The following is a 24,155-nucleotide window of genomic DNA, read 5'->3' as shown; positions in this document are numbered from 1 at the left end:
GCCCGTCCGGCGTTTGAGGACGAGGCCGTTCAGGCCGATCGGGGTCTGGGGGCGCAGCCCCCCAGGGGACGGGAATGGGTAGGGGCGGCGGGGGCGAGATCCGTCGGTGCGGGCGACGCGGCCCCTTGCCTGCCGCGGCATGCGCCCCGCACGCTGATCCCCGAAAGGCTCGCACGGCCCCCGCCCCCGAGGAGCCCCCATGGGATACCGTCCCGCCCGCGCCCTGCTGGAGATCCTGCGCGGCGAGGGCGTGGACCGCGTCTTCGGCAACCCCGGCACCACCGAACTCCCTTTCCTGGCCGCCCTGGCGGACGCCCAGGACGCCCCCGAGTACGTGCTCGGCGTCCACGAGGGCTCCGTCGTCTCCATGGCCGACGGCTACGCCCGCGGCACCGGCCGCCCCGCCTTCGTCAGCCTGCACATCGCTGCCGGCCTCGCCAACGGCCTGATCGGCCTGCTCAACGCCCGCCGCTCCCGCACGCCCCTCGTCGTGACGGCAGGCCAACAGGACCGCCGCCACCTCCAGCAGGACCCCATGCTGTCCGGCGACCTCATCGGCCTGGCGGCCCCCGCAGTGAAGGCCACGTACGACGTCCAGCACGCCCACGACCTCCCGCTCGCCCTGCGCCGCGCCTTCGCCCTGGCCCAACGGCCGCCCGCCGGACCCGTGTTCCTGTCCGTGCCCACGGATCTGCTCGGCGAGGACACCGAGGTCGAAGTCCCGGCCCGCACCCCCACACCCCCGCCGGGACCGGCCCCCGGCCTCGAGCGCGCGGCCCACCTGCTCGGCGCCGCCGCCCGTCCCGTGATCGTCGCCGGGGACGGGGTGGGCCGCGAGGACGCCGTCGCCGCGCTCGTGCGCACTGCGGAGGCGTGCGGTGCGGTGGTCCACCACCAGCCGATGGCCGACTGCCTCAACTTCCCCACCACACACCCCCTCTACGCCGGGATGCTGCCGCCCCGCCACGACGCCATCCGCGAGGCGCTCGCCGCGTACGACACCGTGCTGATCGCCGGAGCGCACGCCTTCACACCCCACCAATACACCCCAGGGCCCGCGCTGCCGCCCGGCCTCACCGTCGTCCAGCTCGACTCGGACCCGCACGAGATCGGCCGCAACTTCCCGGCCACTGCCGGGCTCGTGGGCGCCCTGGGCCCCTCCCTGCATCGCCTCGCCGAGCTGCTGCCCGACCGTGTGCCCGCCCACACCGCCAAGGCCCGCGCCCTGCGCGCCGGCGAACGGCACACCGCCGAACGCGACCGCGCCGAGTCAGCCGCCCGCGCCGCCTACTCCCCGGCACCCCTCGCCCCGTGGGCCGCCGCCCACGCCGTGGCCCGCGGACTGCCGTCCGACGCCGTGGTCGTCGAAGAGGCCATCACCGTCGGCCTGTTGCTCCGCCGATTCGTCCGCCTCGATCGCCCCGGCAGCTACACGCACACCGTCGGCGGCGGCCTCGGCTGGGGCATCGGCGCCGCCGTCGGCCGCGCCCTCGCCGAGCCCGGCCGCCCGGTGGTCGCCGTCCTGGGCGACGGCTGCACCCTGTTCGGCCTCCAGGGCCTGTGGAGCGCCGCCCGCCAGAACGTCCCCGTCCTGTTCGTGGTGATGAGCAACGGCGTCTACAAGACCGTCCAGGACACCTACGGGGCCATGGGCAACCAGGGCGTCTGCCCCGGCACGGAGCTGGGGCCACTGGACTTCACCCAGGCGGCGCGCTTCTTCGGGGTCGACGCGGTACGCGCGGACAGCGCGGACCACCTGCGTGAACTGGTCGCCGGGGCGGGTGAGCTGACGAGGCCGCTGCTGGTGGACGTACCTCTGCGACAGTGACGGCCCGAGCCGTGCCCACCCGGACACTCCCGCCCGCCTTCTGCCACCCCGCCTCCTTGTCAGCCCACCCGGAAACGACGAGTTCATCCGCGACCGGCAGGACGCTCACCGTGTCAGGAGGGTCGGCCTTCCTCTGAGACGCCTTCCTCGGAGATGCCTTGCTCCAAGAGGTCGAGTGAGGCGTCGAGCCACTGGTGCACCTCCTCCCTGAGCGAGCGCTGGAAGGTCGTCAGCAGCGCCTGCACCACGATGGGCTGCATGTGCGCGGACAGCGACTTCACGTCCTCCTCCGCCCGCTCGGACACCTCGCCCCTGAACAGCTGTGACAGCTCGTGCGCGGCGGCCCGCGAGTGCTCGATCAGCACCTTGCGCGCCGCGAGGATCGCCTGCTCCGACAGCGGTACGTCGAGGAGCTGCACGGCGAGCCGGAGCAGACCGGAGTCGACGCGGTACGACTCCCCGTCGCGCCGGATCACGTTCATGGCGCACAGCCGCTCGACCTCGTCCTCGGTCAGCGGCCGCCCGGCCCGGCGCCGCAGCTCCGCCGCCGTGACCGTCTCCACTGTGTCCGGTGCCCAGGACGCCACCACGGCACGGTGGATCGCCAGGTCGTGGTGGCTCAGACCGGGCGGGAGCTGCGCCATGTAACGCTCGATCGCCGCCAGCGTCATGCCCTGGTGCTGCAGCTCCTCGATGAGCGCCAGCCGGGCCACGTGCTGCTGCCCGTAGCGGCCCACCCGGCGCGGACCGATCACCGGCGGCGGCAGCAGTCCCTTGGTGCCGTAGAAGCGGACCGTGCGGACCGTGACGCCGGCCCGCGCGGCCAGTTCGTCGATCGTGAGCGTCGGCTCCGCGGTGTCGCTGCCGGTGTCGGTGTCCGTCGTCATGTGCAGCAGTATCGCTGTCACACCAGTACTGCGAAACCCGCTGGGTGGGGCCGGTGGGGCCTGTGAGAAGTGCCGCTCTGTGATCTATGCCATCGCATGCGCCTAGCCACCTGGGGGAAGGTGCCGCGTTGGTCCGCGCCCCACCGAACGCGCCGACCGAGTAAGTCCGGACACCCGAGCGCGACCCGCTCGGGCGCACCAGAGAGTGGAACCACCTGTGAGCAAGGACGCCGTGGACACGGCACAGGCCGTCACCCGGACCGACGCGGCCCAGGTGCCCGCGGACGCGGGCGACGCCGGCTACAGCAAGGACCTCAAGGCCCGCCACGTCAACATGATCGCCATCGGCGGCGCCATCGGCACCGGCCTCTTCCTGGGCGCCGGCGGCCGTCTGCACAACGCGGGCCCGGCCCTCGCGCTCGCCTACCTGGTGTGCGGGATCTTCGCCTTCTTCGTCGTCCGGGCGCTGGGCGAGCTGGTCCTCTACCGCCCCTCCTCCGGATCCTTCGTGTCGTACGCGCGCGAGTTCCTCGGCGAGAAGGGTGCGTACGTCGCCGGCTGGATGTACTTCCTGAACTGGTCGACGACAGGAATCGCCGACATCACGGCGATCGCGCTGTACACGCACTACTGGAGCATGTTCACGAGCATCCCGCAGTGGGTGCTCGCCCTGATCGCGCTGGCCGTCGTGCTCGCCGTGAACCTGATCTCGGTGAAGATCTTCGGCGAGATGGAGTTCTGGTTCGCGATCATCAAGGTCGCCACACTCGTCGGCTTCATGCTGATCGGCATCTTCCTGCTGGCCACCCGGCACGAGGTCGGCGGCCACACACCGGGCCTGTCTGTGATCAACGACCACGGCGGAGTCTTCCCGCACGGCCTGATGCCGGTCGTCCTCGTCATGCAGGGCGTGATCTTTGCGTACGCCGCCCTGGAACTGGTCGGCGTCGCCGCCGGTGAGACCGCCGAGCCGGAGAAGGTCGTCCCGCGCGCGGTGAACTCGATCATGTGGCGGGTGGGCCTCTTCTACGTCGGCTCGGTCGTCCTGCTGGCCCTGCTGCTCCCGGGCTCGGTGTACTCGGCGGACCAGAGCCCCTTCGTCACGGTCCTGTCGAAGATCGGCATCCCGGCGGCGGGCGACGTGATGAACCTGGTGGTCCTGACGGCCGCGATGTCCTCGCTGAACTCGGGCCTGTACTCGACGGGCCGCATCCTGCGCTCGATGGCGACGGCGGGCTCCGCCCCCAGGTTCACGGCCCGCATGAACCGCAGCCAGGTCCCCTACGGCGGCATCCTGCTCACCTGCGCGGTGTGCGTGCTCGGCGTCGGTCTCAACTACCTCATGCCGAGCCAGGCCTTCGAGATCGTGCTGAACGTGGCCTCGCTCGGCATCGTCTCGACCTGGGTGATCATCATGATCTGCCACCTGGTCTTCGTCCGCCGCGCCAAGGCCGGCCTGGTCACCCGCCCGTCCTTCCGCCTCCCCGGCAGCCCGGTCACGGAGATCACCACGATCGCCTTCCTGCTCGCCGTGCTCGCCCTGATGTGGAACGACCCCGAGGTCGGCCGCAAGACCCTCCTCCTCATCCCCGTGATCGCCGCCATGCTGGTCGCCGGCTGGTTCGCGGTACGGCGCAGGGTCACCCGGGACGGCGACCGGGAACTGACCGAGCTCACGAAGTAGCGGGGGCGCCCCGTAAGGGGCGCGGGGCTGTATCGATATGTGGCTCCGCCGCGTGGGGGCGAGCAACCACGCACGACCTGCAGAGACCCACTGCCCGGTGGGCTTGCGGCGAGACGGTCCGCCCTGCCCAGCGGAGCGAGACTCCTCGGATAGGGTGCGGTCTGGCCGGCGGCACATGGCCGCGTGTCGAGCCGCTGGTCACGGAGCGACTGGTGAAGCGGGGCATCAAGGTCACGGTCTCTGACCATGGGGAGGACTCGAGTTGAGCAGGGAGACAGACGTCCTCGTGCTGGGCGGCGCCGGCGTGGACACCATCGTGTATGTGCCGGAGCTGCCGCTGCCGTACGCCGACAGCTACATGATCGAGCGTGGGATCCAGACCCGGGCCGGACAGACCGGCGACTTCGTCGCCCTGGGGCTCGCCGCGCTCGGGCTGCGCGTCCATCACCTCGACATGCTCGGCGAGGACCCCGAGGGCGACCTCGTCCGCGCCCTGCACCGGGACAACGGCATCGCGCTCACCGCCGTCCCCCACCCCGCCGGCACCAAGCGCGCGGTCAACCTGGTCGGCCCCGACGGCAGACGCCTGTCGCTGTACGACGTGAGCCGTACACAGGGCGAGGACCGCTTCCCCGAGGACACGGTGCGCGCTCTGGCCGGGGCGAGCCGCCACGCCCACGTCGCCATCACCCAGCCCTGCGCCCACGCCCTGCCGGTGCTGCGCGAGGCCGGCGTGACCGTGTCCACCGACCTGCACGACTGGGACGGCAAGAACACCTACCACGAACCGTTCGCGTACGCGGCGGACGTGGTGTTCCTGTCCGCCGCGGCCCTGGCCGACCCCGAGCGCACGATGCGCCGGATCGCGGACCGCGGCCGGGCCGAGGTCGTCGTCGCCACGGCCGGTGCCAAGGGCGCCTACCTCCTGGCCGACGAGGAGCTGACCCATGTACCGCCCTTCGCACCGCCCGCCCCGGTGGTGGACTCCAACGGTGCGGGCGACGCCTTCGCCGCAGCTTTCCTCCACGGCTGGCTGAACCGCGAAACCCCACAGCGCTGCGCCCTGTACGGCACCGTTGCCGGCGCCCACGCCTGCACGATCCCTTCGACGGAGACGGAGGCGATCAGCCGGGACGCACTGCTCGCCCTCGTGGCGGGCACGGAGCCGCGGCCGTAGCGCAGGAGCCCTGGTGTTCCTGTTACTGCTCGGACCGGCAGCCGGTCGGGGCGGCCCACACCTCGACCGGTGTCGAGGGATGAGGGACCGCCCCGCAGCCTCCTGCCCTACCGCTCGCCGTGCCCGTGCCCGTGCACGTCGTTCGTCGCCTCGATCTTTTTCCACGACTTGGGCTGCACGTCAGCCGCCGCCGACTTCGCGATCGACGCGGAACGCGCCGCCGGCGCGGCAGGCTTCGACGGCTGGAACAGCCACGCGTCGAACAGCGCGCCCAGCGACTTCCCGGAGACCTTCTCGGCGTAGGCCTGGAAGTCGGCGACGGACGCGTTCCCGTACGCGTGATCCCGCGGCCACCCCTTCAGAATGGCGAAGAACGCGTCATCGCCGACCGCGTTCCGCAGCGCCTGAACCGCCAGCGCACCCCGGTCGTAGACAGCGATGTCGAACTGGTTGTCAGCACCGGGGTCACCCGGCTTGACCGTCCAGAACGCGTCATCCGCCGGGTGCGAGGCGTACACGTAGTCGGCGAGCTGCTGCGTCGTGCCCTCGCCCTCGTGCTCGGACCACAGCCACTGCGCGTACCGCGCGAAGCCCTCGTTGATCCAGATGTCCTTCCAGCCCTTCAGCGACACGCTGTCGCCGTACCACTGGTGCGCCAGCTCGTGCACGACCACCGAGGTGTTGGAGCCGTTCGCGAACTGCTTCGGGCTGTAGTACACGCGGGTCTGCGTCTCCAGCGCGTAGCCCGTGGTCGTGTTGGGCACGTACCCGCCGGCCGAGCTGAAGGGATACGGCCCGAAGTAGCCGCTCAGCCAGTCGACGAGCTCCCCGGTGCGCTCCACGCTCGCCCGCGCGGCCCCGTCGTTGTCGCCGAGGTCCTTGCTGTAGGCGTTGACGACCGGCACGCCGCCCTCGGAGGTGCTGGTCGTGATGTCGAACCTGCCGACCGCCAGCGTGGCCAGATAGGTCGCCTGCGGTTTGTTCTCCCGCCAGTTGTAGCGGGTCCAGCCGAGCTTCGAACTCGTCGACTGCAGCGTGCCGTTGGAGATGGCCTGGGTGCCGTCCGGCACGGCCACCGACACGTCGTAGGTCGCCTTGTCCAGCGGGTGGTCGTTGCTCGGGAACCACCACCAGGCCGCCTCGGGCTCGTCCGCCGCGACCGCCCCGTCCGGCGTGCGATGCCAGGCGTTGAAGCCGTACGCGCTCTTCGTCGACGGCACCCCGCTGTAGCGCACGACCACGGTGACCGGCGTGTCCTTGGCGAGCGGCGTCTTCGGCGTCACCACCAGCTCGTGCTGGCCCGAGGTGGCGAAGGACGCCTTGACGCCGTTGACCCGCACCTCGCTGACGTCGAGCAGGAAGTCCAGGTCGAAGCTCGACAGATCCTGCGTCGTCCTGGCCGAAATCGTCGTCGTACCCGTCAACTCGTCGGTGGCGGGCTGGTATTGGAGACGCAGGTCGTAGTGGGAGACGTCGTATCCGCCGTTGCCGTAGGCCGGGTAGTAGGGGTCGCCGATGCCCGGTGCGCCGGGGGAGTAGCTCGCGGCCGACGCCGGGATCGCCAGCATCAGGGACGCGGCAGCGAGTGCGCCCGGCGTGATGATTCTGCGGTGCACGAAAGCTCCAAGTCGTAGGAGTACGAGGTCTGTTCGGAGCCTATTCAGTCCCTGTGTCCCCGGGCATGTCCATGGCCCCACGTGTCACACGATCGCCATTCGGCCGACATGAGCAGCAGCCCCCGGTTCCTCACGGATCTCGCAGGCGTCCGATTGCACTCTTCTGTACGGGAGTTGACCGTTGTACCGTCCGCGCATGCCCATACGCATGCGCTTCACGACCTGGAGACCGCTCGCAGCGGCGGCCGTCGCCGCCCTCATGGCAGCGTTTCTCACCCCCGCGGCGGCTCACAGTGCCCCGCAGGAGAGCCGCCCCGTCTACTCCTACGACAACGCCATCCGCGAGGCCGTATGGGTGGACACCGGACTCGACGGGGACGGCGACGGCAAGGCCGACCGGGTCGCCGTCGACATCGTGCGCCCCCGCGAACCCGCCCGGCAGGGCCACAAGATCCCGGTCATCATGGACGCCAGCCCCTACTACTCCTGCTGCGGCCGTGGCAACGAGAGCCAGAAGAAGACGTACGACGCGAACGGCAACGTCGTCCAGATGCCGCTCTTCTACGACAACTACTTCGTGCCCCGCGGCTACGCCTTCGTCGGCGTCGACCTCGCCGGCACCAACCGATCCGACGGCTGTGTCGACGTCGGCGGCCGCAGCGACATCCAGTCCGCGAAGGCCGTCGTCGACTGGCTGAACGGCAGGGCCAGGGCGTACACGACCCGCACCGGCACCACCACCGCCAGGGCGACCTGGACCAACGGGAAGACCGGCATGATCGGCAAGAGCTGGGACGCCACGATCGCCAACGGCGTCGCCGCGACCGGCGTGCGGGGTCTGAAGACCATCGTCCCGATCAGTGGCATCTCCTCCTGGTACGACTACTACTTCGCCAAGGGCGCCCCGCTCTACGACTCCGGCCCCGACTGGCTCTCGAACTACGTCGACAGCCCCGACGCGCAGGCCAAGTGCGCAGCCGTCCAGAAGAAGATCGTGGACGGGGCGCCGCGCACCGGCGACTGGACTCCGTTCTGGACCGAGCGCGACTACGTCAGGAACGCGAGCAAGGTGAGGGCCAGCGTCTTCCTCGTGCACGGCATGCAGGACCTCAACGTCCGCACGAAGCATTTCGGCCAGTGGTGGGACGCCCTCGCCAAGAACGGCGTCGAGCGCAAGATCTGGCTCTCCCAGACCGGCCACGTCGACCCCTTCGACTTCCGCCGCGCCACCTGGGTCGACACCCTGCACCGCTGGTTCGACCACGAGCTCCTCGGCTACGACAACGGCATCGACCGCGCACCCATGGCCGACATCGAGCGCCACCCCGACCAGTGGGTGACCTCGCAGTCCTGGCCGCCGAGCGGCACCCGCACCACGACCCTGCGCCCCGCCCAGGGCACCCAGGCGGGCGTCGGCACCCTCGGCCTCACGAAGGGCGACGGCAGCGAGACCTTCACCGACAACCCGCAGCTGAGCGAGACCGACTGGGCCGCGAAGATCGACACGTCGACCCCCGACAAGGCCGGCTTCGTCACCAAGCCCCTCACCCACGAGCTGCGCCTGTCCGGCTCCTCCAAGGTCACCGTCACCGCGACCCCCACCACGAAGACGGCCCACCTCTCCGCCGTCCTCGTGGACCTCGGCCCCGACACCATCCGTGACTACGCCGACTCCGCAGAGGGCATCACCACCCTCACCGACCGCACCTGCTGGGGCGCGAGCACGGCGGGCGACAGCGCCTGCTTCAAGGCCACCGAGGCCAAGAAGACCGCCGTCGACTACACGGTGTTCAGCCGCGGCTGGGCCGACCTCGGCAACTACGCCTCCGACCTCAACGGCGTCCCGCTCACCCCGGGCAAGGCGTACACCATCACCCTGGACCTCGCCGCCACCGACCATGTCGTCCCGGCGGGCCACCGCCTCGCCCTGATCGTCGCGGGCACCGACAAGGACCTCATCGACCCGCCGACCGACAAGCCGACCCTCACCCTGGACCTGACCCGCACGGCGGCCAAGGTCCCGCTGGTCGGAGGCGCGCCGGCCTTCGCCCACGCCACGTCCGGTAAGTCACCGGCCACACCCTCGGCAACACCCCTGAAGGGCGTACGCGACCCGAGCGCCGCGCACCGTGTCCCCGGCGACGGTTGGCCGCCCATCGGCTGAGCAGGGGTACGCGGTGTCCCTACGGTTCGGGAGCGTCCCTTTCAGGGGCGCGGGGCTGTTGCATCAGCGGCTCCGCCGCGGGGCGCGACCAGCCACAACGGCGCCGCAGATGACCAACGACGTATCTCGGCGCACCCCGCGGAGCGCTACGCGGCCGGGCAAGCCAGCCCGGCCGCCTCCCCCGCACACCCCCAGGCCACGGTCACCCCGGCCCCGCCATGGCCATAGTTGTGCACCAACACCCGCCCGTCCGGCAGGACTTCCCGCTCAAGGCGCACAGCATCCCGCGCGGGCCGCAGCCCGACCCGGTGCTCCAGAACCCGCGCCCCCGCGATCTCGGGCCGCAGCGCCGCACACCGCCGCACGATGGCCTCGGCCACCGCCGGATCCGGCTCCAGGGACCAGGCATCCTCATCCGCCGTGCCGCCCAGCAACAGCCGTCCGGGCTGCGGAAAGAAATACGCCATCTCCCCGTCCACGCCGGTGGAAGTGAGCCACGTGCGGATGCCGGGGTTCTCCACCACGACCAACTGCCCACGCACGGGACGCACGGACGCATCCGGAACGAGCGAACGCGCGCCAAGACCGGTGCAGTTGACGACCACCGGCGCGTCCACCTCCGTGAAATCGCCGACCGTACGCTCCTCGACCACCCCACCCGCCTTCACCAACCGCTCCCGCAGCCACGGCAGATGAGCCGACATGTCGATGAGCGGCAGCCGCGCCCACAGCCCGCTCCCGGCGTGCTCCTGCGCCGTCGACGCCCGCAGCCCGCGCACCCGGGCGGCCGCCCACGCCTCGGCCCGGTCGAGATCCGCCTCGCCCAGTACCCCTTCGACCATGCGTACGCCGGTCGACTCGGGCCGCGTCGCCAACTCCTCGTACACGTCGAGCGATTGCAGTGCCCAGGCACGCGCCCGCGCGACCGGCTCGATCCGGTACGGCCACCACAGTGCGCCCGCAACCGCCGAGGTGGTCGCCGCCACGGGATCCCGCGTCCACACCCGCACCCGTACGCCGCGCTCGGCGAGGACGACGGCCGTGGTCAGCCCTATGACCCCGGCGCCCACCACGATGACATCGTTGTTCCCCTGGCTCTCCACGCGGGGACGTTAGCGGAATGTGTCATGCCGTGCTCAGAAAGCTCCCACTCTGGGGATACTCACAGCATGTCTGCCGAGTACGCGACCTTCGGCCTGGCACCGGCGATGCGTGCCGGTGGAGTCCTCGCCAACGGTGACTACCAAGTGCACCGGGACTTCGTGGACTTCATCGTCGACGGACGCCCGCTGCTGTTCCAGCTCTCCGACCTCGACGCCGTCTCCCCGCTCGCCTCCGACATCCCACCCGCGATCTTCACCGAACAGGTCCGCAGCCTCCTTCTGGAGGCGGACCCACCGCTTCCGGACGGCCGTTACGTGATCTACGGCTGCCCCGAGTGCGCCGATCTGGCCTGCGGTGCGGTCACCGCGATGATCGAGCAGGACGGTGAAGACTACGTCTGGCGGGACTTCGCCTGGCAGACCGACGAACACGCCGACCTCGAACTCAACGGCTACCACGGCATCGGGCCCTTCCGCTTCCACGGCGCCGAGTACCGCGAGGCGCTGGCCGCGCTCCTCGACGGCGAGTCCCCGGGCGCCCGCCGCCGCGTCCTGCTCATCGGCGCCAGAGTCGCCCTGCTCGCCAAGCTCGCCGCCGCCCTGCGCACCATCGGCATCGGTGCCGACATCGCCCACGACGCCGACGGCGTCCCCGCCGACGAACTGCGCGCCTACGGCGCCGTCGCCTTCGGCCGCGCCATCACCCGGGAACAACGTGCCGCCGTACGCAGCTCCTTCGAGCAGGCGGGCGTCGACGTGGTGTACGTCGAGGGCCTCGCCCCGATCGTCCCGCTCCTCGTCGCCCAGATCGAACACGCCCTGGACCGCAGTCCGGCGGAGCAGCGCCGCCTGACCCGCCTGGTGGCGGCCGACGGCGAGGCGGGAGTCGAGGTCACCTCCCCCTGCCGGGTCCGCCTCACCGCGTACCGCCTCGACCGCCTCTACCGCACCCACACCCATGAGGTCTTCGACGGCGTCCTCGAACCGGGCCGCCACCGCATCGCCCTGGACGCCAAGGCGGTGAAGGGGGAGTCGTTCGTGGTGGCACGGACGGCGGGGAGCGTGCTGGTGGAGGCGATGGCGCGGTAGCGCTCCGCTTTGGTGGCCGCGACGGGAGAGGGGGTGCCGCGAGATGCCGTCAGCCGTCTGCGGGTCCGTCGTGGCTGGTCGCTCCCCCACTCTCGACTTCGCTCGAGCGGGGGGACCCCCATCGCGGCGGAGCCGCGTATGGATGCAGCCCCGCGCCCTTCGGGGCGCGTCCGACCCGCCCCGCCCATTAGGATCGCCCCCTGTGACCGCCACTCTCGTCGCCAAGAACCTCGCCGCCGGCCACGGCGACCGCTCCCTCTTCTCCGGGCTCGACCTCGTCGTCGCGCCCGGCGATGTGATCGGGCTGGTCGGTGCCAACGGCGCGGGCAAGTCCACGCTGCTGAGGATGCTCGCGGGGCTCCTGGTGCCGGAGGAGGGGGAGCTGCGGCTCTCCCCGCCGACCGCGACCGTGGGCCACCTCCCGCAGGAGCCGGAGCGGCGCCCGGGCGAGACCGTCCGGGAGTTCCTCGCCCGCCGCACCGGCGTCGCGGAGGCGCAGCGCGTGATGGACGAGGCCACGCAGGCCCTGGTCGACGGCGCCCCCGGCGCCGACGACGCGTACGCGACCAGCCTGGAGCGCTGGCTCGACCTGGGCGGAGCCGACCTGGAGGAGCGGTCCGAGGAGGTCGCCGACTCCCTGGGCCTGGCGGTGGACCTGGACCAGCCGATGACCTCCCTGTCCGGCGGCCAGGCGGCACGCGCCGGCCTCGCCTCCCTGCTCCTCTCCCGCTACGACGTCTTCCTTCTCGACGAGCCGACCAACGACCTCGACCTGGACGGCCTGGAACGCCTGGAGCGATTCGTCTCCGGCCTGCGCGCCGGCACCGTCGTCGTCAGCCACGACCGGGAGTTCCTCACCCGCACCGTCACCAAGGTCCTCGAACTGGACCTCGCCCAGCAGCAGATCACGCTCTACGGCGGCGGCTACGAGGCCTATCTGGAGGAGCGGGACGTCGCCCGCCGGCACGCCCGCGAGGACTACGAGGAGTACGCCGACAAGCGCGCCGCCCTCCAGGACCGGGCCCAGATGCAGCGCTCCTGGATGGACAAGGGCGTCAAGAACGCCCGCCGCAAGGCGAGCAACGACAACGACAAGATCGGCCGCAAGTTCCGCAGCGAGGCCAGCGAGAAGCAGGCCGCGAAGGCCCGGCAGACCCAGCGCATGATCGAGCGGCTCGACGTGGTCGAGGAGCCCCGCAAGGAGTGGGAGCTGCGCATGGAGATCGCGTCGGCCCCGCGCTCGGGCGCCGTCGTGGCCACCCTGCGGGACGCGGAGGTCCGGCGCGGCGACTTCACCTTCGGGCCGGTCTCCCTGCAGGTCGACTGGGCGGACCGGGTGGCGGTGACCGGGGCGAACGGCGCCGGCAAGTCGACCCTGCTGGGCGCCCTGCTCGGCCGGATCCCGCTGGACGCGGGCCACGCGAGCCTCGGCTCCGGCGTCCTGGTCGGCGAGGTCGACCAGGCCCGCAAGCTGTTCCACGGCACGGAGGGCCTGCTGGAAGCCTTCTGCGCCGCCGTACCGGACACCGAACCGGCCGAAGTACGCACGCTGCTGGCCAAGTTCGGCCTGAAGTCCGACCACGTCCTGCGCCCGGCGGCGACCCTCTCCCCGGGCGAACGCACCCGCGCGGCCTTGGCGCTCCTGCAGGGCCGGGGCGTCAACCTGCTCGTCCTGGACGAGCCGACCAACCACCTCGACCTGCCGGCCATCGAACAGCTGGAGTCGGCCCTCGACGCCTATGAGGGCACCCTCCTCCTGGTCACCCACGACCGCCGCATGCTGGACGCGGTCCATGTGAACCGGCGGCTTGAGGTGGCGGACGGAAAAGTCACGGAACGCTGAGGGGCGCGACCAGCCACCATGGTGCCGCAGGTGATCGACGGCACATCGCGTCACAAGGAGGGGCATGGGTTCTGAGGCGAAGCGGCCGGCCGTGCGGATCGTGCACGAGCGGGACGTCGTTGCACGGATGCGCGGGACCCAGGACCGGATCGCGGACGCGATCACCGCCTTCGCCGGGACCATGGCCTTCGTCTATCTGCACGCCCTGTGGTTCGCGGTGTGGATCGTGTGCAACGAGGGGGTCTTCGGCAAGGGGGCGGTCTGGGACCCGTACCCCTTCGGACTGCTCACCATGATCGTCAGCCTGGAAGCGATCTTCCTGTCCACCTTCGTGATGGTGAGCCAGAACCGCCAGGCCGCCCACGAGAACGTCCGCGCCGACCTGGACTTCGAGACCAATGTGCGCTCGGAGGTGTGGGCCGTTCACATCGGGCGTTCCCTCGGTGTGGACCCCGCGGAGGTCGAGCGGCGCGTTCAGGAACTGCTCGCGGAGAACGGCGTCCGGATGAACGGCGGCACCGCGCCGCCTCCCAACGAGAGCTGAGCGGGTCGGCTCACATCCACTCGTCGGGCCCTGGGTCGCCGCCCGCCGCCACCGTGGCGAGTCGGCCGGTGTAGTGCGTCCAGCCCTCCTCGTGCGCGGCAGACGCCTCGGGGGACGGCAGGTCGCGGTGGACCAGGCGGAGGAGAGTGCCCTCGGCGACCGGCTCCAGGGTGATCTCGACCGTGGTGGAGCCGGGCGGTACGGGCATCTCGCCCTCGGCCCAGCCCCAGGTGAAGACCACCCGCTTCGGCGGGTCGATCTCCACGAAACGGCCCTCCGCGACGTTGTCGCCGTTGACCCGCGTCCGGTAGGCGCCACCGGGCTCGAAGCTGAACGTGCCGTCCGCGCCCATCCAGGACAGCCACTTGTCCCGGTCGGTGAAGAAGGAGAACACCGTCTCCGGTCGCGCGGCGATGAGCCGCTCCAGGGTGACCGCATTGACGCTCACGTGTCCGTCCCTTCGCCGCGCTCAGCGCGTTCCGCCGCCTCGGACAGTTCGGCGAGGGTGTCCAGCCTCTCCGCCCACATGGACTGCAGATACGCGGCCAGCGGACCGAGGGCTTCACGGTCGGCACGGTAGAAGCGCTTCTTGCCGTCCTGGCGCAGCGTAACCAGACCGGCATCCCTGAGCACCTTGAGGTGCTGGGAGACCGCGCCGAACGTGACGTCGAACCGGTCGGCGATCTCACCCGCCGACCGCTCCTCGTCCCACACCAGGCGGAGGATCTCGCGTCGCCGGGGCTCGGCGACCACCTGTACCGCGTCCATGGAGTTCATTTTAGTCGCCACTTGAATTTGCCGGAGCCTCGTGCCTACATTTTAGTCATCACTAAAACGAAGGTCTCGGAAGTTCCCGGCCTGAGCGCCTGCGGAAGGAACACACGTCATGCCCGACATCGCGATGCAACTGACCATCGAGGCCGCCCCTGAGACCGTGTATACCGCCATCTCCACGGCCGACGGGATCCACGGCTGGTTCACCACCACGGCAACTGCCGGCGAGGGTGTGGGAAGCCTGCGCGAGCTGGAGTTTCCGGGCGTGCCCGGGGCGTGGCGGCTGGGCGTCACGGAGGCGGAGCCCGGCAAACGGCTGGTCCTGGCGGGGCAGAACGGCCCCTGGACCGGAACCGAGCAGATCTACGAGATCTTGTCCCGCCCGGAGGGTGGCGTCACCCTGCGCTTCACGCACAGCGGCTTCCCCGCCCTCGACGACGCCCACCGCGACTTCACCTACGGCTGGGCGACGAAGTTCGTGCAGCTCAAGCGGTACGCCGAGACTGGCGAGCCCGCGCCCTTCTTCACAGCCTGACCGCAACCGCAACCGCAACCGCAACCGCAACCCAGCCGGCCCGTCAGAGACCCCCGCAGGGAGAGAACCCGATGAACGCCACCCAGCACAGCACACTGCACCCCGCCATCCGCGAGTGCGCCGAAGCCGTCGCAGCGACGGCTTCCGGCATCCGCGAGGAACAGCTCCAGGACCGCACCCCGTGCGAGAAGTTCACCGTCGCCGAACTCGTCGACCACCTGGGCGGAACCCTCCTGTCCGCCGCGCGCGCCGCCCGCAAGGAGGCGCAGCCCGGCGAGGGCTCCGCTGCCCCGGCCATGACACCGCAGGCGCTGGCCGACTCCGCGGGCCGGGCCGCGGCGGCCTGGTCGGACCCGGCTGCCTACGACGGCACCACCGAGTTCGGCCCGGGGGAGATGCCGGCCTCCCTGGCCGCCTCGATCACGCTGCACGAACTCGCCCTGCACGGCTGGGACTTGGCACAGGCCACCGGCCACCCCTTCGACCTCGGCCAGGACACCGAGCGGGCAGCGGTCGACGTGGTCGAGCAGCTAGCCGAGCAGGCACGCAGCAACGGCAGCTACGGCCCGCCCGTGCCGGTTCCCTCCGGCGCCCCCGCCTTCCACCGGGCGCTCGGTGCCAGCGGGAGGAACCCCGCCTGGAACGGCTGAGAGCGCGGCTTCAGCGCAGGCGCGTCGCCAGCCCGGGATAGTCGACGACGCAGCCCTCCGCGTCGAACTCCAGGTCACTGCGGAACTCGCCGGATGCGAACCGGACATGGCCGCCGCCGTCGGTGCGCCCCAGGTGGGTGTAGGTCTGCTGCGACGGCCGTACCACCAGGCCCGGCACCGACACCCACGCCATCAGGAACTCCCGCTCGCCGGGCGCCCGATGGAGGTCGTGCCGCAGCACCGGCATGGTGTTGGTGAGCGGGCACAGTCCCAGATCACAGTCGAGCGCACCCTCGACACCGGGCACCGGTTCGCCGTCCGCGGTCCACCGCCCGGCGTCGTCGCGCCGCAGATCGAGGGTGCGGTTACTGGTCTCGGTCTCCGCAGTGACCACCAGCCGCCGGGTCACGAACCCTTCACCGGTCTCGAGCTCGTACGAGATCCAGTACGGCTCCGGAACGGTCCCGACGGCCCGGCCGTGGGCCCGCAGAGAGCCGTCGGCGAACTCGACCCAGGCGGTCTCGTACCCCCGGCTCTCCAGTACTTCCCAGGTGACGGCGTGCGCAGCGACCATGTCGGCCACTTTAGGTCTGAAAGGGCGCCCCGCGCCCCTTCTTCAGGGGCGCGGGGCTGTCTCGATATGCGGCTCCGCCGCGACGGGGGGTCTCCCGCTCGAGCGAAGTCGAGAGTGGGGGAGCGACCAGCCACAACCGGCCCGCAGCTTCCCCACGACCCGCCCCTCAGCTCACCGCTTACCCTTCGGATCAAGCAACCCGGCCCGGCGCAGAGCATCGGCCATCGCACTGTTGGCAGGCGCCGCCGCCTGCCGCGAACCTCCGCCCTGTCCGCCCCGGCCTCCGCCCTGTCCGCCCCGGCCTGCGCCCTGTCCGCCCCGGCCGCCGCCCTGCCGTTGTTGCTGCTGCCGCTGCTGAGGCGGTCGCGCTCCCCGCTGCCGACGGTCGCCGCCGTCACCCTGCGGTGCGGCCTCGTCGTCCAGCCGCAGCGTCAGCGAGATCCGCTTGCGCGGAATGTCGACGTCCAGCACCTTCACCTTGACGATGTCCCCCGGCTTCACCACATCCCGCGGGTCCTTGACGAACGTCTTGGACAGCGCGGAGACGTGCGCCAGACCGTCCTGGTGGACACCGACGTCGATGAACGCCCCGAAGGCCGCCACATTGGTGACCACGCCCTCCAGGACCATCCCGGAGGCCAGGTCGGAGATCTTCTCGACGCCTTCCTTGAAGGTGGCCGTCTTGAACGCGGGCCGCGGGTCGCGTCCGGGCTTCTCCAGCTCCTTGAGGATGTCGGTGACGGTCGGCAGACCGAACGTCTCGTCCACGAACTCACCCGGCTTCAGCGAACGCAGTACGCCCGTGTTGCCGATGAGCGACGCCACCTCCTGCCCGGACGTCTTCACCATGCGCCGGACGACCGGGTAGGCCTCCGGGTGCACGCTGGAGGCGTCCAGCGGGTCGTCGCCGCCGCGGATCCGCAGGAAGCCCGCGCACTGCTCGTACGCCTTCGGGCCGAGCCGTGCCACGCTCTTGAGCTGCGTACGCGACTTGAAGGGGCCGTTGGCATCGCGGTGCGCCACGATGTTCTCGGCCAGCCCCGAGGTGATGCCGGAGACACGGGCGAGCAGCGGGGCCGACGCCGTGTTGACGTCCACGCCCACGCCGTTCACACAGTCCTCCACCACCGCGTCCAGCGAGCGCGACAGCTTCACCTCGGACAGGTCGTGCTGGTACTGGCCGACGCCGATCGACTTGGGGTCGATCTTCACCAGCTCGGCCAGGGGGTCCTGGAGACGGCGCGCGATGGAGACGGCGCCGCGCAGCGACACGTCCATGTCGGGCAGCTCCTGCGAGGCGAACGCGGACGCCGAGTACACGGACGCGCCCGCCTCGGACACCATCACCTTGGTGAGGCCCAACTCCGGGTGCCTGGTGATGAGTTCACCGGCGAGCTTGTCGGTCTCGCGGGACGCCGTGCCGTTGCCGATCGCGACCAGCTCGACCGCGTGCTCCTTCGCGAGGCGGGCCAGCTTGGCGATCGCTTCGTCCCACTTGTTCGCCGGGACGTGCGGGTAGATGACGTCCGTGGCCACCACCTTGCCGGTGGCGTCGATGACGGCGACCTTCACACCCGTACGGAACCCGGGGTCCAGGCCCAGCGTCGCGCGCGTGCCGGCCGGGGCGGCGAGCAGCAGGTCACGCAGGTTCGCCGCGAACACCTGCACCGCCTCGTCCTCGGCGGCCGTGCGCAGCCTGAGGCGCAGGTCGATGCCGAGGTGCACCAGGATGCGGGTGCGCCAGGCCCAACGGACCGTGTCCGTCAGCCACTTGTCGGCGGGGCGGCCGCGGTCGGCGATCTGGAACTTCGAGGCCACGATGCCCTCGTACGACGAGGGGCCGTCCGTGGGCTCCTCCGGCTCCAGGACGAGGTCGAGGACCTCCTCCTTCTCGCCGCGCAGCATGGCGAGAATGCGGTGCGAGGGCAGTTCGGTGAACGGCTCGGCGAAGTCGAAGTAGTCGGCGAACTTGGCGCCTGCCTCCTCCTTGCCGTCCCGCACCTTGGCCGCCAGCCGCCCGCGCACCCACATGCGCTCACGCAGCTCGCCGATCAGGTCGGCGTCCTCGGAGAACCGCTCGGTGAGGATCGCGCGGGCGCCGTCCAGGGCGGTCTGCGGGTCGGCGACGCCCTTGTCCGCGTCGACGAACGCGGCGGCCGCGGCGAGCGGCTCGACCGTCGGATCGCTGAGCAGGCCCTCGGCGAGCGGTTCGAGCCCGGCCTCGCGCGCGATCTGCGCCTTGGTGCGGCGCTTGGGCTTGTACGGCAGGTAGATGTCCTCGAGCCGCGCCTTGGTCTCGGCGCCACGGATCTGCGCCTCCAGCTCCGCGGTCAGCTTGCCCTGCTCGCGCACCGACTCCAGGATCGCGGTCCGCCGCTCCTCCAGCTCCCGCAGATAGCGCAGCCGCTCCTCGAGCGTGCGCAGCTGCGCGTCGTCGAGCATCTCGGTCGCTTCCTTGCGGTAGCGGGCGATGAAGGGCACCGTCGAACCGCCGTCCAGCAGCTCCACGGCAGCCTTGACCTGCCGCTCCCGTACGCCGAGCTCCTCGGCGATCCTGCCTTCGATGGTCCCGACTGCGCTGGACCCGGGTGTCGTCACGATCCCGTACCGCCTTCTCACTGAGGTTGCGCCGCAATTGTGGCAGGCGGCACCGACAGTCGGGGATCAGGGCGGCCACCGGCGAGGCGGGACGGCGAAATCAGGCCCGGTGGCCCCGCGCGGAACCCGAGGCTCCGCCGAAGAGCCGGGCCGGCGCCCGGAAGGGCAGTGTGACGACGGTGGCGATCGCGCCGCCGATCTGCCGCAGCACGTCTGCAATGGCGCGCAACACGAAATTCCCCTCTCCGCTCCCGGTTTCCCGCCCGGCCGCGGCGGCCGGGCGAGGTCCGGGCACCCGGGTTTCGTCAGCGCTTGCCGATCAGATCCGCCGGGTAGGCCCCGGCGGCGAGTGCGGCCCGCGCGAAGCCCGCCCCCAGCTCCGTCAGACGGGCGACGCCCTCCGCCCCCAGGTGCTCGTACGGCGCCCGGTCCAGCCGGTCCGTCTCCGCCTCGATCTCCGCCCGCAGCGCGACGCCCCGCTCCGTCAGCTCGCCCGCCTCGTCCAGCAGCCCGCGCTCGCGCAGCCGCCCGCAGGCCGCGTCCCAGTCCTCCTGCTTCCAGCCGCGGCTGCCGAACACCCACTTCGGTGCCATGCCCTTGCCGGTCGCGGTGTGCGTCACCACGGCCTCCAGGCCGTCCAGCTCCGCGGACATCAGCACGGCGAGATGCCCGTCGCCGCGGTGCTCGCGCAGCAGCGTGGTGGCGTGGAAGTACGCCAGATGCGGCTGGTCGGGCACCGGCAGGTCGGCGTGCGCGGAGTACAGCGGCCGGGCCGCGCGCGAACAGGCCTCGGCGGCCCGCAGCGCCAGCCGCGCCGCCTGAGCCATCTCCTCGGACGCCACGGTGTCCTCGCCGAGCAGGCGGCGCAGGGTCGCATCGACGGCACGCGCGCGTGCGGCCAGGATCTGCGAGGGCGCGGCGCTCTCCCAGACGGCGGGCACATAGCGGGCCACGAGCTCGTACTTGTAGTTGTAGAACGTCGCCGTCACCGTACCCGGCCCGACCGGGCCCAGCGCTGCCGCCCGCGCGGCGAGGTTGACGGCCCTCGGGTGGGTGATGCCGAGAGCGCCCAGTTCCCTGCCCAGGTCGGGCGAGAAGTAGTACGTCGCGTGCAGGGAGTTGAGCGCGTTGTGGCAGCGGCGGCCGGCGTGCGGATCAAGGGCGGCAGTAGTCATGACCGGCAGGTTACCGACTGGTCGGTACGGGCTCCAGTTGCGTGCGCCGGATGGCAGGAAAGGTGGGGAACTCGTCATTGCGGCCATTCGCCCGGCTGCCAAGAATCGTGGGTATGCCGCAGCGAACCGTCCTGCTCGTCCTCTTCGACGGCGTCCAGAGCCTCGACGTCACCGGCCCACTTGAAGTCTTCGCGGGCGCCGAGCAGCACTCTCCGGGCACCTACCGCATCCGCACGGCCTCCCTGGACGGCGCCCCGGTCCGCACCTCCAGCGGCCTGACCCTCGTACCGGACCAGAGCCTGGCGGACGCGCAGGCCCCGCACACCCTTCTCGTGCCGGGCGGCCAGGGCACCCGCCGGCCGGGGCGCGACCCCCGGCTGACCGACTGGCTGCGCGAGTGCGGCCCGCGTGCGGAGCGCCTCGTCTCCGTCTGCACCGGTGCCGTCCTGCTCGCGGAGGCGGGACTGCTGGACGGGCGCCGCGCCACGACCCACTGGGCGTACTGCGACAAGCTCGCCCGCGACCACCCCTCCGTCGAGGTCGACCCCGACCCCATCTACGTGCGCGACGGACACGTCTTCACCTCGGCGGGCGTCACCTCCGGCATCGACCTCGCGCTCGCCCTGGTCGAGGAGGACCTGGGCCGGGAGGCCGCGCTGACCATTGCGCGCCACCTGGTCGTCTTCCTGCGCCGGCCCGGCAACCAGGCCCAGTTCAGCGCCCAGCTCGCCGCCCAGACCGCCCGGCGTGAGCCGCTGCGCGAGGTTCAGCAGTGGATCACTGAGCATCCGGCGGGCGACCTGGACGTCGAGTCCCTCGCCACCCGCGCCGCCCTCTCGCCCCGCCACTTCGCCCGCGCCTTCCAGGCGGAGACCGGCATGACACCGGGCCGCTATGTCGACCGTGTGCGCCTCGAACACGCCCGCCGCCTGCTGGAGGACACGGCCGACGGCATCGAGGAGATCTCCCGAGCCAGCGGCTACGGCACCCCCGAGGCCATGCGCCGCGCCTTCGTCAGGACCCTCGGTACGGCCCCGGCCGAGTACCGCCGCCGCTTCCGCCCCGTATCCACCCGCTGAAAGGAACCCGATGCAGATCGCCATCGTGCTCTTCGACCGCTTCACCGCCCTGGACGCCGTGGGCCCGTACGAGACCCTGGGGCGCCTCCCGGACGCGGAGACCGTCTTCGTCGCCGAGCGGACCGGCCCCGTCCGCACCGACACCGGGAACCTCGCGATCGTCGCCGACCGGACCCTGGCCGAGGTGGAGCACCCCGACATCGTGATCGTCCCGGGTGGCCCGGGACAGACCCCGCAGATGGAGAACGAGACCCTCCTGGACTGGCTGCGCACCGCCGACGCCACCAGCACCTGGACGACATCGGTGTGCACCGGCTCCCTGCTCCTCGCCGCGGCCGGGCTGCTCCGCGGCCGCCGCGCCACCTCCCACTGGCTGGCCCTGGACTTCCTGAAGCAGTTCGGCGCCGAGCCCACGGGGGAGCGGGTGGTCCTCGACGGCAAGTACGTCACCGCGGCCGGTGTCTCCTCCGGCATCGACATGGGCCTGACCCTGCTCGGCAGGATCGCCGGCGACGAACACGCCCAGGCCGTGCAGCTGTTGACCGAGTACGACCCGCAGCCGCCCTACGACGCGGGGTCGCCCGAGAAGGCGCCCGCGCACCTCGTCGAGGAGTTCCGCTCCAAGAGCCGCTTCATCCTGACGTAGTCCAGGTGAAGCGCGGCTGCCTGCGCTCCAGGAACGCGGCGACGCCTTCCACGGTGTCGCCGCTGCCGCGCGCCTGCTCCGTCCAGTACGCGTCCCGGTCGGTACGCCCGTTCGCGAACTCCTTCGCCGCGGCCTGGGTGAGCTGCGAACGCGACACCAGGATCCGGGTGAACTCCGCGACCCGCTTGGCGAGTTCGCCCTGCGGCAGCACCTCGTCCACCAGGCCGGTGCGCAGCGCCCGCTCCGCGTCGATCAACTCGCCGGAGAACAGCAGGTACTTGGCGGCGGCCGGACCCACCAGCGACACCAGCCGGCGGGTGGAGGAGGCCGGATACACGATGCCGAGCTTCGCCGGCGTCACCCCGAACAGCGCCCCCTCCATGGCGAACCGCAGATCACATGCCGCCGCCAGCTGCGACCCGCCGCCCACGCAGTGCCCGCGGACCGCGGCCAGCGTCGGTTTCGGAAAGGCGGCCAGGGCCTCCTCGGCCCGCACCGCGAGCGACTGCGCCTCCTCCGGAGACCCCTGCAGCGTGGAGATGTCGGCCCCCGCGCAGAACGTCCCGCCCTCGCCGGTCAGCACCAGCGCCCGTACGGCCGGGTCGGTCGCGAGGGCGTCGAGCAGCGGCGGCAGGGCGGCCCACATCGCGGCCGTCATGGCGTTGCGCTTCGCCGGGTGGTGGATGACGACGGTGGCGACCGAGTCGGTGACGCTGTGCAGCAGCTGGGGCTCCATGGCCGGATGCTAGCCGCCGCGCCGGGCACGTGATCAAGAAGGGGGCGCCCTAACCCGTACAACCCGAAGAGTTCGCGAAGTCGGCTGAAGGGTGAAAAGACCAGTCCCACAACTGACCGTGTCATACGCCAACGGTCATAAGTGCTCGATACCTGCTGACTTGTGTTCAGTCATCCGGAGTGTTGCGGGTCGTTCCCAACACTCGACGTGTGGTGACAATCGAGCGCAAGGGTGGCGACCGGACGATGGACAACCATGGGCGCGGGTCCGGCCCACGCCCAGAAGGCGGCGCCGACGAGCCCCGCGCCCCGGGGCCGCCTGCGGTGCCGCTGCCGTACGAAGGCGTCTGGCGGTTCACCGCGCCCGCCATCGAGGCCTCGGTCCCGCAGGCGCGGCACGCCGTACGGGACCTGCTCTACCGCCAGGGGGTGCCCGTCTCCGAAGACCTGGTGTACGGCCTGCTGCTGATCGTCTCGGAGCTGGTCACGAACGCCGTCCGGCACGCGGCGCTGCTGTCCCCGATGCTCGCCGTGGAAGTCGCCGTCGGCGCCGAGTGGGTGCGGGTGTCCGTGGAGGACAACCACCCCTACCGCCCGACCGCTCTGGAGACGGATCACAGCGGCGAGGGCGGCCGGGGGCTGCTCCTGGTCAGCGAGGTCGCCCGGGAGGCGGGCGGGGTGTGCGACGTCGAGCACACGTCGAGCGGCGGCAAGGTGATCTGGGCCGCCCTGCCGCTCAAACCCCTGAGGGTGCTCTGACGGAGGTCACCAGCCGGCCGACGGGCCGGTCAGCTCCCTGACGGCCGGGCGGGCCGCGTCCAGCACGGTCATGAACCAGGACGAGAAGGTGTCCTTGGCGTGCCGCTCCGCGAGCTCGGCGGGCGTCACGAAGGCCGTCGCGCCGACCTCCTCGGGGTCCGGCCGCAGCGGCGACTGCACCATGCCGACGAACAGGTGGTTGTACTCCTGCTCGACCAGGCCCGAGTCGGGGTCCGGGTGGTTGTAGCGGACCGTGCCCGCCTCGGCGAGCAGCGAGGGGGACACACCCAATTCCTCGTACGTGCGCCGGGCCGCCGCCGCGAAGGGCGCCTCGCCGGGGTAGGGGTGGCCGCAGCAGGTGTTGGACCACACACCGGGGGAGTGGTACTTGCCCAGCGCCCGCTGCTGCAGCAGCAGCCGGCCGCGCTCGTCGAAGAGGAAGACGGAGAAGGCGCGGTGCAGCTGCCCCGGCGGCTGATGGGCGGCGAGCTTCTCCGCGGTGCCGATCGTGACGCCGTTCTCGTCGACCAGTTCCAGCAAAATCGCGTCTGCGGCGCCGTTCGACGAGGTGTGCGTCGCGGTGGCAGGTGTGATCGGCATACCCATCCTTCACATCGGTCTTCGCGCCCCAAGTCTGCCGTACGAATCCGGCACTCCCGGCACTTCGCGGCGCGCCCGCATGTCCCGCGCGCAGC

At 71.4% G+C, this 24,155-nt stretch carries 23 protein-coding genes; 12 read left to right on the top strand and 11 right to left on the bottom strand.

From position 1 onward, the window contains the following. The first annotated feature begins 199 nt into the window (after positions 1–199). On the top strand, positions 200–1,828 hold the full coding sequence (locus tag IH68_RS0118100) for a thiamine pyrophosphate-binding protein (RefSeq protein ID WP_030936265.1): 1,629 nt from the start codon (positions 200–202) through the stop codon (positions 1,826–1,828). A 113-nt stretch (positions 1,829–1,941) separates the two neighbouring features. Here the strand turns inward: IH68_RS0118100 and IH68_RS0118095 are convergent, their stop codons facing one another. Beyond that, positions 1,942–2,715, bottom strand: coding sequence for a MerR family transcriptional regulator (locus IH68_RS0118095; protein WP_030936262.1), 774 nt, complete (start codon positions 2,713–2,715; stop codon positions 1,942–1,944). Positions 2,716–2,932: 217 nt separating this feature from the next. Here IH68_RS0118095 and IH68_RS0118090 point away from each other — a divergent pair, with 217 nt between their 5' ends. Both IH68_RS0118090 and IH68_RS0118085 read left to right on the top strand, forming a co-directional pair. Further along, positions 2,933–4,399 (top strand): amino acid permease, encoded by a 1,467-nt coding sequence (locus IH68_RS0118090; protein WP_030936260.1) that lies wholly within the window; start codon positions 2,933–2,935, stop codon positions 4,397–4,399. Between the two features lie 262 nt (positions 4,400–4,661). Next, positions 4,662–5,576 carry a PfkB family carbohydrate kinase gene (locus tag IH68_RS0118085; protein ID WP_030936258.1) on the top strand — a complete coding sequence of 305 codons (915 nt, stop codon included), beginning with the start codon at positions 4,662–4,664 and terminating at the stop codon, positions 5,574–5,576. A 107-nt stretch (positions 5,577–5,683) separates the two neighbouring features. On the opposite strand, the gene IH68_RS0118080 is transcribed toward IH68_RS0118085, so the two are convergent. After that, a complete protein-coding gene (locus IH68_RS0118080) occupies positions 5,684–7,192 on the bottom strand; it encodes a M1 family metallopeptidase (RefSeq protein WP_030936256.1) in 1,509 nt (502 codons plus the stop codon). A gap of 196 nt (positions 7,193–7,388) precedes the next feature. On the opposite strand from IH68_RS0118080, the gene IH68_RS0118075 reads away from it, so the two are divergent. Continuing rightward, positions 7,389–9,356, top strand: a complete 1,968-nt coding sequence (locus IH68_RS0118075; RefSeq protein WP_030936255.1) for a Xaa-Pro dipeptidyl-peptidase — start codon at positions 7,389–7,391, stop codon at positions 9,354–9,356. Positions 9,357–9,502: 146 nt separating this feature from the next. On the opposite strand, the gene IH68_RS0118070 is transcribed toward IH68_RS0118075, so the two are convergent. After that, positions 9,503–10,459 carry an FAD-dependent oxidoreductase gene (locus IH68_RS0118070; RefSeq protein WP_030936254.1) on the bottom strand — a complete coding sequence of 319 codons (957 nt, stop codon included), beginning with the start codon at positions 10,457–10,459 and terminating at the stop codon, positions 9,503–9,505. 66 nt (positions 10,460–10,525) lie between these two features. Here IH68_RS0118070 and IH68_RS0118065 point away from each other — a divergent pair, with 66 nt between their 5' ends. The 3 genes from IH68_RS0118065 (at position 10,526) to IH68_RS0118055 (ending at position 13,935) form a co-directional block, all read left to right on the top strand. Further along, positions 10,526–11,548: a hypothetical protein gene (locus IH68_RS0118065; RefSeq protein WP_030936253.1), complete on the top strand. Its 1,023-nt coding sequence runs from the start codon at positions 10,526–10,528 to the stop codon at positions 11,546–11,548. 202 nt (positions 11,549–11,750) lie between these two features. Next, the gene (locus IH68_RS0118060; RefSeq protein ID WP_030936252.1) at positions 11,751–13,391 is read left to right on the top strand and encodes an ABC-F family ATP-binding cassette domain-containing protein; all 1,641 of its coding nucleotides are present in this window, start codon (positions 11,751–11,753) and stop codon (positions 13,389–13,391) included. Between the two features lie 64 nt (positions 13,392–13,455). Then, a complete protein-coding gene (locus IH68_RS0118055; protein ID WP_030936251.1) occupies positions 13,456–13,935 on the top strand; it encodes a DUF1003 domain-containing protein in 480 nt (159 codons plus the stop codon). A gap of 10 nt (positions 13,936–13,945) precedes the next feature. On the opposite strand, the gene IH68_RS0118050 is transcribed toward IH68_RS0118055, so the two are convergent. Next, positions 13,946–14,383, bottom strand: coding sequence for an SRPBCC family protein (locus IH68_RS0118050; RefSeq protein WP_030936250.1), 438 nt, complete (start codon positions 14,381–14,383; stop codon positions 13,946–13,948). After that, positions 14,380–14,703 (bottom strand): ArsR/SmtB family transcription factor, encoded by a 324-nt coding sequence (locus tag IH68_RS0118045; RefSeq protein WP_030936247.1) that lies wholly within the window; start codon positions 14,701–14,703, stop codon positions 14,380–14,382. Before IH68_RS0118045 ends, IH68_RS0118050 begins: the two co-directional genes overlap by 4 nt. A gap of 118 nt (positions 14,704–14,821) precedes the next feature. On the opposite strand from IH68_RS0118045, the gene IH68_RS0118040 reads away from it, so the two are divergent. Further along, a complete protein-coding gene (locus IH68_RS0118040; protein ID WP_030936245.1) occupies positions 14,822–15,244 on the top strand; it encodes an SRPBCC family protein in 423 nt (140 codons plus the stop codon). A gap of 71 nt (positions 15,245–15,315) precedes the next feature. Continuing rightward, positions 15,316–15,894, top strand: a complete 579-nt coding sequence (locus IH68_RS0118035; RefSeq protein ID WP_051833532.1) for a TIGR03086 family metal-binding protein — start codon at positions 15,316–15,318, stop codon at positions 15,892–15,894. A gap of 10 nt (positions 15,895–15,904) precedes the next feature. On the opposite strand, the gene IH68_RS0118030 is transcribed toward IH68_RS0118035, so the two are convergent. From IH68_RS0118030 to IH68_RS0118015, 4 genes are all read right to left on the bottom strand, one after another. Beyond that, positions 15,905–16,468, bottom strand: a complete 564-nt coding sequence (locus tag IH68_RS0118030; RefSeq protein ID WP_030936241.1) for a putative glycolipid-binding domain-containing protein — start codon at positions 16,466–16,468, stop codon at positions 15,905–15,907. Positions 16,469–16,639: 171 nt separating this feature from the next. Continuing rightward, entirely contained in the window at positions 16,640–19,066 is a 2,427-nt protein-coding gene (locus IH68_RS0118025) for a Tex family protein (protein WP_030936239.1), read from the bottom strand. 100 nt (positions 19,067–19,166) lie between these two features. After that, positions 19,167–19,298 (bottom strand): LPFR motif small protein, encoded by a 132-nt coding sequence (locus tag IH68_RS59145; RefSeq protein WP_267883734.1) that lies wholly within the window; start codon positions 19,296–19,298, stop codon positions 19,167–19,169. A 73-nt stretch (positions 19,299–19,371) separates the two neighbouring features. Next, the gene (locus tag IH68_RS0118015) at positions 19,372–20,241 is read right to left on the bottom strand and encodes an SCO6745 family protein (RefSeq protein WP_030936237.1); all 870 of its coding nucleotides are present in this window, start codon (positions 20,239–20,241) and stop codon (positions 19,372–19,374) included. 113 nt (positions 20,242–20,354) lie between these two features. Here IH68_RS0118015 and IH68_RS0118010 point away from each other — a divergent pair, with 113 nt between their 5' ends. Then, a complete protein-coding gene (locus IH68_RS0118010) occupies positions 20,355–21,320 on the top strand; it encodes a GlxA family transcriptional regulator (protein WP_030936235.1) in 966 nt (321 codons plus the stop codon). A 10-nt stretch (positions 21,321–21,330) separates the two neighbouring features. Next, positions 21,331–21,966, top strand: coding sequence for a DJ-1/PfpI family protein (locus IH68_RS0118005; protein ID WP_030936233.1), 636 nt, complete (start codon positions 21,331–21,333; stop codon positions 21,964–21,966). Here IH68_RS0118005 and IH68_RS0118000 read toward each other — a convergent pair. Further along, a complete protein-coding gene (locus IH68_RS0118000; RefSeq protein ID WP_030936231.1) occupies positions 21,953–22,702 on the bottom strand; it encodes an enoyl-CoA hydratase/isomerase family protein in 750 nt (249 codons plus the stop codon). The genes IH68_RS0118005 and IH68_RS0118000 overlap by 14 nt on opposite strands. Before the next feature lie 245 nt (positions 22,703–22,947). Here IH68_RS0118000 and IH68_RS0117995 point away from each other — a divergent pair, with 245 nt between their 5' ends. Beyond that, a complete protein-coding gene (locus tag IH68_RS0117995) occupies positions 22,948–23,460 on the top strand; it encodes an ATP-binding protein (RefSeq protein WP_030936230.1) in 513 nt (170 codons plus the stop codon). Between the two features lie 6 nt (positions 23,461–23,466). Here IH68_RS0117995 and idi read toward each other — a convergent pair whose 3' ends face one another. Beyond that, positions 23,467–24,060, bottom strand: coding sequence for an isopentenyl-diphosphate Delta-isomerase (idi, locus tag IH68_RS0117990; RefSeq protein ID WP_030936227.1), 594 nt, complete (start codon positions 24,058–24,060; stop codon positions 23,467–23,469). Between the last annotated feature and the right edge of the window lie 95 nt (positions 24,061–24,155).

It is taken from the genome of Streptomyces sp. NRRL S-646, from assembly GCF_000720765.1.
GTDB lineage: Bacteria > Actinomycetota > Actinomycetes > Streptomycetales > Streptomycetaceae > Streptomyces.
This window is presented reverse-complemented; position numbering and strand designations above follow the sequence as displayed.

Bases quoted from the DNA above. Each gene is read 5' to 3' on its own strand.
- IH68_RS0118100 (WP_030936265.1), top strand. From the start codon at position 200: ATGGGATACCGTCCCGCCCGCGCCCTGCTGGAGATCCTGCGCGGCGAG.
- IH68_RS0118095 (WP_030936262.1), bottom strand. From the start codon at position 2,715: ATGACGACGGACACCGACACCGGCAGCGACACCGCGGAGCCGACGCTC.
- IH68_RS0118075 (WP_030936255.1), top strand. From the start codon at position 7,389: ATGCCCATACGCATGCGCTTCACGACCTGGAGACCGCTCGCAGCGGCG.
- IH68_RS0118065 (WP_030936253.1), top strand. From the start codon at position 10,526: ATGTCTGCCGAGTACGCGACCTTCGGCCTGGCACCGGCGATGCGTGCC.
- IH68_RS0118055 (WP_030936251.1), top strand. From the start codon at position 13,456: ATGGGTTCTGAGGCGAAGCGGCCGGCCGTGCGGATCGTGCACGAGCGG.
- IH68_RS0118045 (WP_030936247.1), bottom strand. From the start codon at position 14,703: ATGGACGCGGTACAGGTGGTCGCCGAGCCCCGGCGACGCGAGATCCTC.
- IH68_RS0118040 (WP_030936245.1), top strand. From the start codon at position 14,822: ATGCCCGACATCGCGATGCAACTGACCATCGAGGCCGCCCCTGAGACC.
- IH68_RS0118035 (WP_051833532.1), top strand. From the start codon at position 15,316: ATGAACGCCACCCAGCACAGCACACTGCACCCCGCCATCCGCGAGTGC.
- IH68_RS0118030 (WP_030936241.1), bottom strand. From the start codon at position 16,468: ATGGTCGCTGCGCACGCCGTCACCTGGGAAGTACTGGAGAGCCGGGGG.
- IH68_RS0118015 (WP_030936237.1), bottom strand. From the start codon at position 20,241: ATGACTACTGCCGCCCTTGATCCGCACGCCGGCCGCCGCTGCCACAAC.
- IH68_RS0118010 (WP_030936235.1), top strand. From the start codon at position 20,355: ATGCCGCAGCGAACCGTCCTGCTCGTCCTCTTCGACGGCGTCCAGAGC.
- IH68_RS0118005 (WP_030936233.1), top strand. From the start codon at position 21,331: ATGCAGATCGCCATCGTGCTCTTCGACCGCTTCACCGCCCTGGACGCC.
- IH68_RS0118000 (WP_030936231.1), bottom strand. From the start codon at position 22,702: ATGGAGCCCCAGCTGCTGCACAGCGTCACCGACTCGGTCGCCACCGTC.
- IH68_RS0117995 (WP_030936230.1), top strand. From the start codon at position 22,948: ATGGACAACCATGGGCGCGGGTCCGGCCCACGCCCAGAAGGCGGCGCC.
- idi (WP_030936227.1), bottom strand. From the start codon at position 24,060: ATGCCGATCACACCTGCCACCGCGACGCACACCTCGTCGAACGGCGCC.